The organism is Streptomyces sp. R44, from assembly GCF_041053105.1.
GTDB lineage: Bacteria > Actinomycetota > Actinomycetes > Streptomycetales > Streptomycetaceae > Streptomyces.
This window is the reverse complement of record NZ_CP163444.1, coordinates 5,344,701-5,358,023: the sequence shown is the minus strand read 5'-3', so window position 1 is coordinate 5,358,023 and position 13,323 is coordinate 5,344,701. Positions and strand designations below refer to the sequence as shown.

Genomic DNA, 13,323 nt, shown 5'->3' with positions numbered 1-13,323 from the left:
CGTGCGTCCGTGGGTCAGACCTCGGAGCCGGCCTTCCACTCCGACCAGCTCATGTTCCAGCCGTTGAGGCCGTTGTCGGGCTTGATCGTCTTGTCGTTGGAGTTCTTGACGATGACGACGTCGCCGATGAGCGAGTGGTCGAAGAGCCAGGCGGCCGTCTGGTTCGGGTCGCCGGCGCCCTTGACGTCGGCGAGGCCGACGCAGCCGTGGCTGGTGTTCACGCTGCCGAAGATCGACCGCGCGCCCCAGTAGTTGCCGTGGATGAAGGTGCCGGAGGTGGACAGGCGCATGGCGTGCGGCACGTCCTTGATGTCGTACTCGCCCTTGCCGTCGTCGTCGGTGAAGCCGACGGTGGCGCCGTTCATCCGGGTCTCCTTGAACTTCTCGGAGATCACCATCTGACCGTTGTAGGTGGTGTTCTCCGGGGAGCCGGCGGAGATCGGGATGGTCTTGATCGTCTTGCCGTCCTGCTTGACCGTCATGGTCTTGGTGGCGACGTCGACGGTCGAGACCTGGTTGCGGCCGATCTTGAAGGTGACGGTCTTCTGCTGGACGCCGAAGACGCCGTCGGCGCCCTCGACGCCGTCGAGGTTCAGCTTCAGCGTGACGGTCGAGCCCTCGGTCCAGTACGCGTCGGGACGGAAGTCGAGGCGCGTCGAGCTGAACCAGTGGCCGACGACCTCCTGGCCGGAGCTGGAGGTGACGGTGATGCCGCCCTGGACGGCCTTCTTGTCGGTGATCGCCTTGTTGAAGTTGATCGAGACCGGCATGCCGACGCCGACGGTCGAGCCGTCCTCGGGCGTGAAGTTGCCGATGAAGCTGTTGGCCTGCGAGACGGTGGTGAACGAGGAGTTCTCGTGGGCCTCCAGGCCCTCCGCGTCGGTGGCGGTGGCGGCGATCTTGTAGACCGTGGCCCGCTTGAGCGGCCCGCTCGGCTTCCAGCTGAGCCCGTCGGCCGCTATGTCGCCCTTGACGGTGTCACCCTCGGCGGAGGTCATGGTGACCTCGGTGAGCTTGCCCTCGGCCACGGTGACCTTGGCGTCGTTGTTGATGGAGGCGTTCTGCGCGCCGTTCTTCGGCGCGATGGTGATCTGCGCCTTGGAGGTCTTCTGCGCGGCCGCCTCGTCGACCTGGGCCTGCGACTGCGGCGTCGCGGAACCGGAGGCGCTGCCGCCCTTGTCCCCGTCGTTGCACGCCGAGAGCACGAGTACGCCACCGAGCACCGCGGCCGCGGCCGCCAGGCTCCGGCGGCGCTTGCCGACCGTCATCACACGCTTCTCCATCGTCGCCGATTCCCTGCCAACATCTTCTATGAACGCCCATGACACCCCGTCCGGTTCCGTGACCGGAGGGTTTGTGGGGAACACCACTGATCCACACGCACGGGCGGAGCATCCGGTTCCCATGGCCGCAGGAAGGCCCCGGGACGGCGTCCCGGGGCCCGCGAACAGGGCGGATACCGGCCTTACGGCTGGTCGTCGTCTTCCTCGGCACCATCTTCCTCGCCGAGGTCCCACTCCAGCGCATCGGGGTCGTAATCGATCTCCTCGCTGGACCAGGAGGCCTGGACCATCTCGATGCCGGGGACGTCGCGGATCAGGTCGAAGGGCTCGACGAGATAGGCGAGCGCCTCGGCGCTGTCCTCGCGGGCGGCCTCGCGCGCGTGCACCCGCTCCTCCTCGGGCATGAACTCGTCGGCGTCGATCCGGGCCTCGGCGGCCTCGGTCAGTTCGGCCGGTCCGTCGATCTCCAGGACGACATCGACGCGAAGGCGGACATAGCGTGCGTTCTCAGATGTGCTCATGGGTCGGAGCGTAGGGGGCCGGAGGGTCTCGGCTTTCCCGCGACCCGCTGTGTTCCGTAGCATCGGCGCACCGACCAATTCGCGGTTTCCGCAAGGGGGATCGAAATTTCCGTGTCCGCCGCCCGACGCCCACTGCTGACCGCCACCGCCGCGGGGACGCTGCTGTGCGCCCTGTGGTTCGTGCCGTCCGCGAACGCCACCGACGAGCAGGGCGGAGCGCGGATCGGGGTGACCCAGGACGCCGACGTCACGGACGACGGACGGCTGGCCGAGACGGGGGGCGGGGACACCACGCCGTATCTCCTCGGCGGGACCGGATTCCTGGGGGTCGGGGCGGGTTTCGTGGCGCTTGCGATGCGGCGCCGGGGCCGCGCCTACTGACCTTCGTACGGACGCGGGAAGGGCCGCCCCCGATGCCGGGGGCGGCCCTTCCGTGTCCGCCGTGGTGACGTGGTTACGCCAGCGGGCCGGTGACCGGCTCCACGGCCGCGACCAGCTTCCCCTCGCGCACGAAGGCGTCGGCGGCGGCCAGGTCGGGGGCGAGGAACCGGTCCGGGCCCGGGCCCTCGACGCCGGCCGCGCGCAGGGCCTCGATGACGGCCTGCGAGGCGGGCGCCGGGGTCAGGCCCGCGCGGAGCTCGACGCCCCGGGTGGCGGCGTACAGCTCGACCGCGATGATCCGGTTGAGGTTGCCGATCGCGGTGCGCAGCTTGCGGGCGGCGGACCAGCCCATGGAGACGTGGTCCTCCTGCATCGCGGAGGACGGGATGGAGTCGGCGGAGGCCGGGACGGCGAGCCGCTTCATCTCGCTGACCAGGGCGGCCTGCGTGTACTGGGCGATCATCAGGCCCGAGTCGACGCCGGCGTCGTCCGCGAGGAACGGCGGGAGGCCGTGCGAGCGGTTCTTGTCGAGGAGCCGGTCGGTGCGGCGCTCGGCGATCGAGCCGAGGTCGGCGGCGGCGATCGCGAGGAAGTCGAGGACGTACGCGACGGGGGCGCCGTGGAAGTTGCCGTTGGAGCGGACCTCGCCGCTGCTCAGGACGACCGGGTTGTCGACGGCGGCGGCGAGCTCGCGCTCGGCGACGAGCCGGGCGTGGGCCATGGTGTCGCGGCCGGCGCCGGCGACCTGCGGGGCGCAGCGCACCGAGTAGGCGTCCTGGACGCGGGGGGCCTCGCCCGCCTGGGCGTGGCCGGTGAGGCCGGAGCCCTTGAGGACGGCCAGCATGTTGGCGGCGGAGGCGGCCTGGCCGGGGTGCGGGCGGATGGCGTGCAGCTCGGGCTCGAGGACCTTCTCGGTGCCCAGGAGGGCTTCGAGGGAGAGCGCGGCGGTGACGTCGGCCGACTTGAAGAGCGTGTCGAGGTCGGCGAGGGCCATGATCAGCATGCCGAGCATGCCGTCGGTGCCGTTGAGGAGGGCGAGGCCCTCCTTCTCCTTGAGCTCGACGGGCGCGATGCCGGCGGCGGCGAGGAGCTCGCCGGCGGGCTTGACCACGCCGTCGGGGCCTTCGGCGTCGCCCTCGCCCATGAGCGCGAGGGCGCAGTGGGAGAGCGGGGCGAGATCGCCGGAGCAGCCGAGGGAGCCGTACTCGTGGACGACCGGGGTGATGCCGGCGTTGAGGACGTCGGCCATGGTCTGGGCGACCTCGGGGCGGACGCCGGTGTGCCCGGAGGCGACGGTCTTCAGGCGGAGGAACATCAGGGCGCGCACGACCTCGCGCTCGACGCGCGGGCCCATGCCGGCGGCGTGCGAGCGGACGATGTTGCGCTGGAGCTGGGCGCGGAGCTCGTGGCCGATGTGACGGGTGGCGAGCGCGCCGAAGCCGGTGGAGACGCCGTAGACGGGCTCGGGCTTGGCGGCGAGCGCGTCGACGATGTCACGGGCGGCGGCGAGGGCGCTCACGGCCTCGGTCGACAGCTCGACGCGGGCGCCGTGGCGGGCGACGTCGATGACGTCCTGCGGGGTCGTGCCGGACGTGCCGAGGACGACTGTCTGCATATCCATATTCAGCACCCTACGGATTGAAGACGTGCATGTCACTAGGTGATTTTGTCACCGTCCCCACACGGGACGACCCCTTACCGCACCGCACCCGCGCTCAGGGGTCCGCAGGCGACTCCCCCGGCGGCGGCTCCGCCGGCGGCAAGGCCACCGTCGGCGCGTCGCGGAAGCGGCGGCGGTCACGGGCTCCCGGAGGAGCGTCGGCGAGGCGGATGACCGTGCCGTCGCGGCCCGCGACGACGGGCTTCGAGGAGCGCTCGGCCTTGGCCTGGTACTGGGCCGCGTCGGCGAGCCGGAAGAGGCGGCGGGCCGACCTGAGCGGCCCGATGGGGTCGCCGGTGGACGCGACCCCGCAGGCCACCCCCTCGCCGAGCTCCAGCTCCGCCGCCCGTACGCACAGCTCCTCGGCGACCGCGACGACCTCGTCCGCCGACGGGCCGACGGTGAGCAGGCAGAACTCGTCGCCGCCGAGGCGGGCCGCGAGGGCGCCGGGGAGCATGGCGCCGCAGCGGGAGAGGACCGAGCCGAAGCGCTCCAGGAGGCGGTCGCCGACGGCGTGGCCGTGGGTGTCGTTGACCCGCTTGAGGCCGTTCAGATCGCAGACCAGCAGGCTCACCACGGAGCCGTCCGCCCGGTAGCGCTCGATCGCCTCGTCCAGCCGGGTGTCGACGGCCCGCCGGTTGGCCAGGCCGGTCAGCGGGTCGGTGAAGGCCAGCTTGCGGACCTCCTCCAGGCGCTCGGCCTGGGCGATGCCGGCGGCGACGACGGCCGCCAGGACGGTCGCGAAATCGGCGTCCGCGCGGGTGAAAGGTTTCTCCTCCGGCGGTCGGGCCACGTACAGCTCCCCCCACGCGCGCCCGTGCAGCACGATCGGGGCGACCACGCAGCAGCCGCGCCCCCGCCGCCGCAGGCCCGTCACCCGGCCGGTGGCGACGGGATCGGCGGCGGTCTCCACCCAGGCGTCCGGCTCGCCGCCGCCCGCCCACTGCTCGTGCAGGAACTCGGTGATCTCGGGGAACTGGTGCACCGGATACGTCTCCGAGTCCGGGAACTCCTCCTCGCCCACGGCCCGGTCCCCGGCGTTCACCAGGACCTTCAGCCGGCCGTGGTCCCGCTGCCAGACGGACAAGGCGGCGAAGCTCCCGTCGAGCCCTTCGCAGGCCCCGAGCGCCGCCGCCCGCCAGAACTCACGCGGAGTGTGCGCCGCCGCCATCCCCTGCGCCAGCGCCACTACGGCCCGCAGCCGCACGTCCTCACCCATTCCTCCAGCTTAGGGAGGTTTGATCCGTTTTCCCTTCCGAGACGTCACCGTAAGTCACATTTGGTACAAAACGGTAAGAATCGAATGAGGGGAGGCCGGCGTCGGGGCGTCACTCACCCGGCCAGTTCGGCTTCCGCTTCTCGTTGAAGGCCGCCACGCCCTCCGCGCGGTCGCCCGAGAAGGCCACCGTGCGCCAGGCCGCGTCCTCGACCTCCAGGCCCGCCCGCAGGTCCAGGCCCTGACCGAGCCGCATCGCCGTCTTCGCGGCGCGCAGGCCGACCGGCGAGTTCGCCGCGATCCGCCCGGCGAGCTCCAGGGCCGCCGTCCGGGCGTCGTCCCCCAGGACGTCGACGAGACCGAGCTCACGGGCCTCCGCCGCCTCCACCCGGCGGGCCGTGAAGACCAGCTCGGCGGCGCGCGCCGCACCCACCCGGCGCGGGAGCAGCTGCGTACCGCCGCCGCCGGGGATGACGCCCACGGAGACCTCGGGGAGGCCGACGACGGCGGTCGCGTCGGCGACGATGACGTCGCAGGCGAGCGCGAGCTCGAAGCCGCCGCCGAGGGCGAAGCCGTGCACGGCGGCAACGGTCGGCATCGGCAGCTCCAGGACGCCGGTGTAGCAGGCGCGGGCGGTGGGCCGCTGGCGGCGGAGCTCGGCGTCGGTGAAGGAGTTGCGCTCCTTCAGGTCGGCGCCGACGCAGAAGGCGCGGTCGTTCGAGGAGGTCAGGACGGTGACGCGGACCTCGGGGTCGGCGGCGAGGGCCTCGCAGGCCGCGGCGATGGAGCGGGCCATCTCGGAGGAGACGGCGTTCATGGCCTTGGGCCGGTCGAGGACCAGCTCCGCGACGTGACCGCCCTTCCGGACCGCCACGAACTCACCAAAGCGCTGCTCGGACATGACCCCACACCCTCCCGGTTCGGGCCTGTTAACGACTGTTAACAGGCGTTCACCGGGAGATCCTAGGACGGGCGGCGGCCCAGGAGCCAGGGTTCGACGACTCCGAGGCCTCGGACCGGGCGCTGCCACATGGGCTGGAGCGCGAAGCGGTACGTGGCGGGCTTGCGGCCCTCCTTCTCCGCGCGGGCCGCCTCCTCGGCCGCCTCCGCCTCCGAGGCGGGCGCCTCACCGGTGCGGGTCAGCTCCTCCGCGAGCGCCCCGTCGACGAGGACGGCGTCCTTCGGGGCTATCGAGGTGAGACGGCTGGCCAGGTTCACCGTGGTGCCGAAGACATCGCCCATCCGGGTCGTCACGGTGCCGAAGGCGATGCCGACGCGCAGCGCGGGCATCGTCTCGTCGTGGCTGAGGGTCTCGATGAGCCGCAGCGCGATCTCGGCGGCCGTGCCGGGGTCGTCGGCGCAGTACAGCACCTCGTCGCCGAGGGTCTTGATGAGCCGGCCGCCGTGTGCGGCGACCAGGTCGGCGCAGGTCGTCTCGAAGGCCTCGACGAGCTCGCCGAGCTCCTCCTCCTCCAGGCGGCGGGTGAGCCGGGTGAAGCCGACGAGGTCCGCGAAGCCGACGGCGAGCCTCCGGTCGACCATCTCCTCGTCGTCGGCGGCCTGCACGACCCTGCCGGTGGCGGCGGCGAGCTGCCGGCGCCACACGTAGATGAGGAACTCCTCCAGCTCGGGCAGGAGCAGCTCGACCAGCGGATACGTGACCTCGGTACGGGTCATGCCCGGCTCGGGCGGCTCGGTGAGGCCCTCCAGGAAGGAGTCGATCTGCCACTCGGCGAGCCGGGCGGTGGTCTGTCCGGTGGAACGGGCGACCTGCACGGCCATCGGCTCGCTGAGCAGCCCCGCCTCGACGAGGCCGGCGAGCCGCCGCAGGGCGAGGACGTCGGCCTCGGTGAGCGCCTTGGCCTGGCCGATGTCGGCGAAGCCCATGGCGCGCCAGAAGCGGGAGGCCAGCTCCATGGAGACGCCGGCGGTGCGGGCGGCCTGGAACGGGGTGTAGCGGCGGTCCGCGCCGAGGATGAGCTGTTCCAGGCGGATGGCGAGCGGGTCGTGGCTCGGCTCGACCGTGTGGTCGACCTCATGGTGGGGGGTGGGGTACGTCGGCGGTTCGGCTCCGCCGCCCGTGTTCGCGTCGTCGACGGTCACCGGCCGCCTCCTGCCCGTTCCCTGCCCACTTGCCCTGCCGATCTGTCGCCTGGATCGCGGTCCACGATACGACAGGTGTGTGCTGGCTCACCCCCGAACGGTGCGCGGGCCCTCCGGGTGAAGGCCTGGAGGGCGCGGCGCGCGTCCGGGATGCTCCCACGCCTGTCAGGTCCGCAGGTGGACGATGTCGCCCGCTCCCACCGCTTCCGTACCGCCGCCCTCCGTCTCGACGACCAGGCGGCCGTCTCCGTCGAGGGCCACGGCCTCTCCCTCCAGCATGCGCTCACCGGGGAGCTCGGCGCGCACGCGGCGGCCGAGGGTGGCGCAGCCGGCCGCGTAGGCGGCCTGGAGGCCGGAGGCCTCGGGGTCGCCGTCGGCCCGTACCCAGGCGTCGTACCACTGGGCGAGGGAGCGCAGGACGGCCCGCAGGAGGGTGTCGCGGTCGGTGGAGACCGCGCCGGCGAGGAGCAGGGAGCCGGCCGCCGGGACGGGCAGCTCCTCCTCACGGAGGGTGACGTTGATGCCGAGGCCGACGACGATGGCGTCGGCTCCGGCCCGCTCGGCGAGGATGCCGCCGGTCTTGCGTTCCTCGCCGCCGACGGAAACCAGGATGTCGTTGGGCCACTTGAGGGAGGTGTCGACGCCGGCGGCCTTCGCGAGGCCGGTGGCGGCCGCCACGCCGGTGAGCAGCGGCAGCCAGCCCCAGCGGTGGACGGGCACGTCCGGCTTGAGGAGGACGGAGAGGAAGAGCCCGGAGCGGGCGGGCGCGGTCCAGGTCCGGTCGAGCCGGCCACGCCCCGAGGTCTGCTCCTCGGCGACGAGCACGGCCCCTTCGGGCAGTTCGTCGGCGCGGGCGGCGAGGTCACTGTTGGTGGAGCCGGTGCTGGTGACCACGTCGAACGAGGTCCACAGTCCGTCGGGAAGGACGAGCGCACGGCGCAGCGCGGGGGCGTTCAGCGGGGGCCGGTCGAGGTCGGACCAGGGTCCGCCTGAGCCTTGAGGGGTCGTCATGCAAGCCAGACTAGGTGTGGCAAAGACCGCAGTGCCGAACCGTATCGGCGTCGATACGCTACGGGTCAGTAGGCCAGCAGTAGCCCATTCGTAGTCAACGAACCCCCCGTGACCAGGCAGGGAGCCGCATCCCGATGTCCGAGCCGGCAGAGCAGTACGAGATCGACATTCACACGACCGCGGGCAAGATCGCGGACCTCAAGCGCCGTATCGACGAGGCCACGCACGCCGGCTCGGAGCGCGCGGTGGAGAAGCAGCACGCCAAGGGCAAGCTGACGGCGCGCGAGCGGATCGGCCTTCTCCTGGACGAGGGTTCGTTCGTGGAGCTGGACGAGCTGGCCCGGCACCGGTCCACCAGCTTCGGTCTGGAGAAGAACCGGCCGTACGGAGACGGTGTCGTCACCGGGTACGGCACCGTGGACGGCCGTCCGGTCGCCGTGTTCTCGCAGGACTTCACGGTCTTCGGCGGCGCGCTCGGCGAGACGTACGGTCAGAAGATCATCAAGGTGATGGACTTCGCGCTGAAGACCGGCTGCCCGGTCATCGGCATCAACGACTCCGGCGGCGCCCGCATCCAGGAGGGTGTGAGCGCGCTCGGCATGTACGGCGAGATCTTCCGGCGGAACACGCACGCGTCGGGCGTGATCCCGCAGATCTCGCTGATCGTGGGCCCCTGCGCGGGCGGTGCGGTGTACTCGCCCGCGATCACCGACTTCACGGTGATGGTCGACCAGACCTCGCACATGTTCATCACCGGTCCCGACGTCATCAAGACGGTCACCGGCGAGGACGTGGGCTTCGAGGAGCTGGGCGGCGCCCGGACGCACAACGCGACCTCGGGCGTGGCGCACCACATGGCCGGTGACGAGAAGGACGCGATCGAGTACGTGAAGTCGCTGCTCTCGTACCTGCCGTCGAACAACCTCTCCGAGGCGCCGGCCTTCCCCGAGGTCGCGGAGACCGAGGTGAGCGACGAGGACCGCGAGCTCGACACGCTGATCCCGGACTCGGCGAACCAGCCGTACGACATGCACAAGGTCATCGAGCACGTCCTGGACGACGGCGAGTTCCTGGAGACGCAGGCGCTGTTCGCGCCGAACATCGTGACCGGCTTCGGCCGCGTCGAGGGCTTCCCGGTCGGCGTGGTCGCGAACCAGCCGATGCAGTTCGCGGGCTGCCTGGACATCGACGCGTCCGAGAAGGCCGCGCGGTTCGTGCGGACCTGTGACGCCTTCAACATCCCCGTGCTGACGTTCGTGGACGTCCCCGGCTTCCTGCCGGGTGTGGACCAGGAGTACGGCGGCATCATCCGGCGCGGCGCGAAGCTGATCTACGCGTACGCGGAGGCGACGGTCCCGCTGATCACGGTCATCACGCGCAAGGCCTTCGGCGGCGCGTACGACGTCATGGGCTCCAAGCACCTGGGCGCCGACCTGAACCTGGCGTGGCCGACGGCGCAGATCGCGGTCATGGGCGCGCAGGGCGCCGTCAACATCCTGCACCGCCGCACCATCGCCGATGCGGAGGACGCAGGCAACGCAGAGGCCGAGCGGGCGCGGCTCATGCAGGAGTACGAGGACGCCCTGCTCAACCCGTACATCGCCGCCGAGCGCGGCTACATCGACGGCGTGATCCTGCCGTCGGACACCCGCCCGCAGATCGTCAAGGGCCTGCGTCAGCTCCGTACGAAGCGGGAATCCCTGCCTCCGAAGAAGCACGGCAACATCCCGCTCTAGCCCCTCCCGGACCCTCAAGGAGCCGACATGATCAAGGTCGTACGAGGCAACCCGACTCCGGAGGAGTTGGCCGCCGCACTGGCGGTCGTTCAAGCCCGGGCCGCGGCCACGGCGGCGGCGTCCGCCGAGGCGGGCGGCCCGGCGGTACCGGAGGGGTGGTCGGATCCCTCCCGTATCGCACGGTCGGTACGGCACCGGCCAGGCCCGCGGGCCTGGGCGCGGTCGTACTGGCCCGTGTGATCGTCACGGTGTGACGGAAGGCCGGACCCTGTGTGCGGGGGGTCCGGCCTTTCGCGTGCCCGTCCTCCCGACGCTCACGTGCGACGGAGGAAGACGCCCGCCAGTACGGCTCCGGCGGCGACGACCGCGGCATTGACGAGGACCGCGAGGCCGATGCCGTCGAGGAGCACGGGCGCGGTGACGACCACGGCGCTCATGATCGGCGTGCCCATGGTGATGCCGACCTGCTGCGTCATGGTCGCGAGCCCGGTCGCCATGCCCTGCTCGCCGTCCGCGAGCCCCGAGGTGGCGGTGACCATGAAGCCGACGATCGCGAGCATGTTGCCGACGCCGCCGGCGAAGGTCGCGGCGAGCAGCAGCGCGAGGCCGGAGCGGTCGTCGCCGAGTCCGTACAGGGCGAGGGTGGCGAGGGCCTGGAGGAGTCCGCCGGAGACGAGGGCGGAGCGGGCGCCGAAGCGGCCGATGAAGCGGGAGGCGGCGACCCCGCCGAGGACCGTGCCGGCGCCGAGGACGCCGAAGGAGAGTCCGGCGGCGAGCGGGGAGAAGCCCAGGACGTCCTGGAGGTACAGGGTCATCAGGAAGACCAGCGAGGTCTCGGTGACGAAGGCGACGAGCCCGGCGAGGTTGCCCCAGACGACCGTGCGGCGCTTCAGGACGTGGATCGGGACGAGGGGCGAGGCGGCCCGCCGCTCGACGAGGACGAAGGCGGCGAGGAGCGCGACGCCCGCGGCGAGGGCGGTGAGCGCGGTGGGGTCGGTCCAGCCGTGCTCGCCGGTGAGGGTGAGGCCGTAGACGAGGGCGAGGAGGCCGCCGGTGACGGTGATCGCGCCGGGCACGTCGAGGCGGGGGCGGACGGCCGGGCGGCTCTCCTGGAGGACCGCGGGGGCGACGAGGAGGACGGCGAGGGCCACCGGCACGTTGACGAGGAAGGCCCAGCGCCAGGAGAGCAGGTCGGTGAGGACGCCGCCGAGGATCGCGCCGGTGGTGAAGCCCGCGGACATGAGGGCGCCGTTCAGGCCGAGCGCCTTGGCGCGCAGCGGGCCCTCGGGGAAGGAGGAGGTGAGCAGGGAGAGCCCGGCGGGGGTGACGGCGGCGGTGGCGAGGCCCTGGGCGACGCGGGCGGCCATGAGGACCTCGGGGCCGGTGGCGAGTCCGCCGGCGAGGGAGGAGACGCCGAGGAGGGCCATGCCGCCGAGGAAGAGGCGGCGGCGTCCGACCAGGTCGGCGACGCGCCCGAAGAGGAGGGTGAATCCGGCGGCGGCGAGGGCGAAGGCGGTGGCGATCCACTGGAGGCCGCCGAGGGTGAAGCCGAGTCCCTGGCCGATGACGGGCAGGGCGACGTTCAGGATCGAGAAGTCGACGGCCAGCATGAACTGGGCGAGGAGGAGGACCACGAGGACGAGCCGCATCCGGCCGGTCATCCGGCTGTCGGCGCGGTCCGTGGACGTGGGGAGATCGAGGGCAACCATGCGAGGACCCCTTAATGGGAAGCTGGTTCCGTTAAGATGTCCCGTACCGTAGCAGAGTCGATGGCGTTAATGGAACAGGAGACCCGTTTGACTGAGAGCCGGCCGGCCTCGCCCGGCACCATGCGCCCCGGCGGCCGCACCGCGAAGGTCCGCAGGGCGGTCCTCGACGCCACCCTGGACGCGCTCGCCGACACCGGCTTCCACGCGCTGAACATGGACCGGATCGCCGCGAGCGCCGGCGTCGGCAAGACCACCGTCTACCGCCGCTGGGGCTCCCCCGTCGGCCTGGTCACCGACCTCCTGCACGACATGGCCGAGCAGTCGCTGCCCGCCTCCGACACCGGCAGCCTCCCGGGTGACCTGCGGGCCAACGCCGAACTCGTCCGGGCCACCCTCGTGGACCCCCGCATGGGCGCCGTCTTCCGCGCCGTCATCGCCGCCGCGGCCTGCGACGAGGAGTGCGCCGGCGCCCTCGCCGGCTTCTACCGGACCCGGCTCGCCGAATGGGCCCCGGTCGTCACGAAGGGCGAGGCGCGCGGCGAGATCCCGGCGGGCACGGACCCCGTCGAACTCCTCCGCGCCGTCTCCGCGCCGCTCTACTACCGCTTCACGGTCACCCGCGAGGAGCTCGACGGGGCCGTCGCGGAACGAGCGGTGACGGCGGCGCTCGCGGCGGCGCGCGACGGGGTGTTCGTACGGGCGTGAACCTCCCGGAAACGGGACGCCCTCCGCGAGTAGTCCTTCCGCACCGGGGCGCCTGAGTATCCGTACTCAGGCGCCCCGCCCGCCCCGCCCGCAGGATCGGAGGCATGCTGTGGTCCGACCCGAAGAACCAGCCGCCGAAGTTCCTGCGCGACATGCAGGCGATGCTGCGCCGCACCGGCGTGCTGCTTGCGCTCGCGATGGTGGTGGCGATGTTCGTGGCGAGCGCGCGCTGACCACGCGCGCGCGTACGACGGACCACGCGCGAGCGTACGACGGACCACGCGGGCCCACGCGCGCGCGTGCGCACGCCCGCACTGGCTACGCTGCCCCCATGACTGCTGATCCGCGCCGTGTCGTGCTCGCCTCCGCCTCCCCCGCCCGGCTCGGTCTGCTCCGGCAGGCCGGACTCGCCCCCGAGGTGATCGTGAGCGGCGTCGACGAGGACAAGGTCCACGCCCCGACCCCGGCCGAACTCGCGCTCGCCCTCGCGGAGGCCAAGGCCGCCCATGTGGCCGCCAGGCCCGAGGCGTTCGGCGCGCTCGTCATCGGCTGCGACTCGGTCCTGGAGCTCGACAAGCAGGCCCTCGGCAAGCCGGCCGACGCCGAGGAGGCCACCGCCCGCTGGAAGTCGATGCGCGGCCGCGTCGGCATCCTGCAGACCGGCCACTGCGTGTACGACACGGCCGCCAAGCGCTACGAGTCGGCGACGGCCTCCACCGTGGTCCGCTTCGGCGAGCCGACGGACGAGGAGATCGCCGCGTACGTGGCGAGCGGCGAACCGCTCCACGTGGCGGGCGCGTTCACCCTGGACGGCCGCTCGGCCCCGTTCATCGACGGCATCGACGGCGACCCGGGCAATGTGATCGGCCTGTCCCTGCCGCTGCTGCGCCGGCTCCTGCGCAAGCTGGACGTCGAGATCACCGACCTCTGGGCCTGACACTCCATCGGAGTACCGTGGCGGAATCGACCGACGAGGCGGTCGTCTCTCAGGGGGGTGG

At 72.2% G+C, this 13,323-nt stretch carries 14 protein-coding genes; 6 read left to right on the top strand and 8 right to left on the bottom strand.

Translation table 11 applies throughout. From position 1 onward, the window contains the following. Positions 1-14 precede the first annotated feature (14 nt). Both AB5J54_RS25075 and AB5J54_RS25070 read right to left on the bottom strand, forming a co-directional pair. Complete coding sequence (locus tag AB5J54_RS25075) at positions 15-1,283, bottom strand: Ig-like domain-containing protein (RefSeq protein ID WP_369146148.1); 1,269 nt, start codon at positions 1,281-1,283, stop codon at positions 15-17. A gap of 182 nt (positions 1,284-1,465) precedes the next feature. Beyond that, the gene (locus tag AB5J54_RS25070; protein WP_369146147.1) at positions 1,466-1,804 is read right to left on the bottom strand and encodes a hypothetical protein; all 339 of its coding nucleotides are present in this window, start codon (positions 1,802-1,804) and stop codon (positions 1,466-1,468) included. Positions 1,805-1,915: 111 nt separating this feature from the next. On the opposite strand from AB5J54_RS25070, the gene AB5J54_RS25065 reads away from it, so the two are divergent. Next, a complete protein-coding gene (locus AB5J54_RS25065) occupies positions 1,916-2,185 on the top strand; it encodes a hypothetical protein (RefSeq protein WP_369146146.1) in 270 nt (89 codons plus the stop codon). A gap of 73 nt (positions 2,186-2,258) precedes the next feature. Here AB5J54_RS25065 and hutH read toward each other — a convergent pair whose 3' ends face one another. From hutH to AB5J54_RS25040, 5 genes are all read right to left on the bottom strand, one after another. Beyond that, the gene (gene hutH, locus AB5J54_RS25060) at positions 2,259-3,800 is read right to left on the bottom strand and encodes a histidine ammonia-lyase (RefSeq protein WP_369149450.1); all 1,542 of its coding nucleotides are present in this window, start codon (positions 3,798-3,800) and stop codon (positions 2,259-2,261) included. Between the two features lie 100 nt (positions 3,801-3,900). Beyond that, positions 3,901-5,064 carry a diguanylate cyclase gene (locus tag AB5J54_RS25055; RefSeq protein ID WP_369146145.1) on the bottom strand — a complete coding sequence of 388 codons (1,164 nt, stop codon included), beginning with the start codon at positions 5,062-5,064 and terminating at the stop codon, positions 3,901-3,903. A gap of 109 nt (positions 5,065-5,173) precedes the next feature. Continuing rightward, entirely contained in the window at positions 5,174-5,962 is a 789-nt protein-coding gene (locus AB5J54_RS25050; RefSeq protein WP_369146144.1) for an enoyl-CoA hydratase/isomerase family protein, read from the bottom strand. 62 nt (positions 5,963-6,024) lie between these two features. Beyond that, positions 6,025-7,164, bottom strand: coding sequence for an adenylate/guanylate cyclase domain-containing protein (locus AB5J54_RS25045; protein ID WP_369146143.1), 1,140 nt, complete (start codon positions 7,162-7,164; stop codon positions 6,025-6,027). 165 nt (positions 7,165-7,329) lie between these two features. Beyond that, complete coding sequence (locus AB5J54_RS25040; protein ID WP_369146142.1) at positions 7,330-8,175, bottom strand: biotin--[acetyl-CoA-carboxylase] ligase; 846 nt, start codon at positions 8,173-8,175, stop codon at positions 7,330-7,332. A gap of 134 nt (positions 8,176-8,309) precedes the next feature. Between AB5J54_RS25040 and AB5J54_RS25035 the strand changes: the two genes are divergently transcribed. Both AB5J54_RS25035 and AB5J54_RS25030 read left to right on the top strand, forming a co-directional pair. After that, complete coding sequence (locus AB5J54_RS25035) at positions 8,310-9,911, top strand: acyl-CoA carboxylase subunit beta (RefSeq protein WP_369146141.1); 1,602 nt, start codon at positions 8,310-8,312, stop codon at positions 9,909-9,911. 27 nt (positions 9,912-9,938) lie between these two features. Further along, positions 9,939-10,151 (top strand): acyl-CoA carboxylase epsilon subunit, encoded by a 213-nt coding sequence (locus AB5J54_RS25030; RefSeq protein WP_369146140.1) that lies wholly within the window; start codon positions 9,939-9,941, stop codon positions 10,149-10,151. Positions 10,152-10,225: 74 nt separating this feature from the next. Here AB5J54_RS25030 and AB5J54_RS25025 read toward each other — a convergent pair whose 3' ends face one another. Further along, positions 10,226-11,620, bottom strand: a complete 1,395-nt coding sequence (locus AB5J54_RS25025; protein ID WP_369146139.1) for an MFS transporter — start codon at positions 11,618-11,620, stop codon at positions 10,226-10,228. Positions 11,621-11,689: 69 nt separating this feature from the next. Here AB5J54_RS25025 and AB5J54_RS25020 point away from each other — a divergent pair, with 69 nt between their 5' ends. The 3 genes from AB5J54_RS25020 to AB5J54_RS25010 all read left to right on the top strand — a co-directional run bounded on the left by AB5J54_RS25020 (position 11,690) and on the right by AB5J54_RS25010 (position 13,262). Further along, positions 11,690-12,325 (top strand): TetR/AcrR family transcriptional regulator, encoded by a 636-nt coding sequence (locus AB5J54_RS25020; RefSeq protein ID WP_369146138.1) that lies wholly within the window; start codon positions 11,690-11,692, stop codon positions 12,323-12,325. A gap of 104 nt (positions 12,326-12,429) precedes the next feature. Further along, positions 12,430-12,558, top strand: a complete 129-nt coding sequence (mmpB, locus tag AB5J54_RS25015) for a morphogenic membrane protein MmpB (protein ID WP_093874383.1) — start codon at positions 12,430-12,432, stop codon at positions 12,556-12,558. Between the two features lie 98 nt (positions 12,559-12,656). Then, positions 12,657-13,262, top strand: coding sequence for a nucleoside triphosphate pyrophosphatase (locus AB5J54_RS25010; RefSeq protein ID WP_352023814.1), 606 nt, complete (start codon positions 12,657-12,659; stop codon positions 13,260-13,262). Positions 13,263-13,323 lie beyond the last annotated feature (61 nt).

Bases quoted from the DNA above. Each gene is read 5' to 3' on its own strand.
- AB5J54_RS25040 (WP_369146142.1), bottom strand. From the start codon at position 8,175: ATGACGACCCCTCAAGGCTCAGGCGGACCCTGGTCCGACCTCGACCGG.
- AB5J54_RS25070 (WP_369146147.1), bottom strand. From the start codon at position 1,804: ATGAGCACATCTGAGAACGCACGCTATGTCCGCCTTCGCGTCGATGTC.
- hutH (WP_369149450.1), bottom strand. From the start codon at position 3,800: ATGCAGACAGTCGTCCTCGGCACGTCCGGCACGACCCCGCAGGACGTC.
- AB5J54_RS25055 (WP_369146145.1), bottom strand. From the start codon at position 5,064: ATGGGTGAGGACGTGCGGCTGCGGGCCGTAGTGGCGCTGGCGCAGGGG.
- AB5J54_RS25035 (WP_369146141.1), top strand. From the start codon at position 8,310: ATGTCCGAGCCGGCAGAGCAGTACGAGATCGACATTCACACGACCGCG.
- AB5J54_RS25010 (WP_352023814.1), top strand. From the start codon at position 12,657: ATGACTGCTGATCCGCGCCGTGTCGTGCTCGCCTCCGCCTCCCCCGCC.
- AB5J54_RS25030 (WP_369146140.1), top strand. From the start codon at position 9,939: ATGATCAAGGTCGTACGAGGCAACCCGACTCCGGAGGAGTTGGCCGCC.
- AB5J54_RS25025 (WP_369146139.1), bottom strand. From the start codon at position 11,620: ATGGTTGCCCTCGATCTCCCCACGTCCACGGACCGCGCCGACAGCCGG.
- mmpB (WP_093874383.1), top strand. From the start codon at position 12,430: ATGCTGTGGTCCGACCCGAAGAACCAGCCGCCGAAGTTCCTGCGCGAC.
- AB5J54_RS25050 (WP_369146144.1), bottom strand. From the start codon at position 5,962: ATGTCCGAGCAGCGCTTTGGTGAGTTCGTGGCGGTCCGGAAGGGCGGT.
- AB5J54_RS25020 (WP_369146138.1), top strand. From the start codon at position 11,690: ATGGAACAGGAGACCCGTTTGACTGAGAGCCGGCCGGCCTCGCCCGGC.
- AB5J54_RS25075 (WP_369146148.1), bottom strand. From the start codon at position 1,283: ATGGAGAAGCGTGTGATGACGGTCGGCAAGCGCCGCCGGAGCCTGGCG.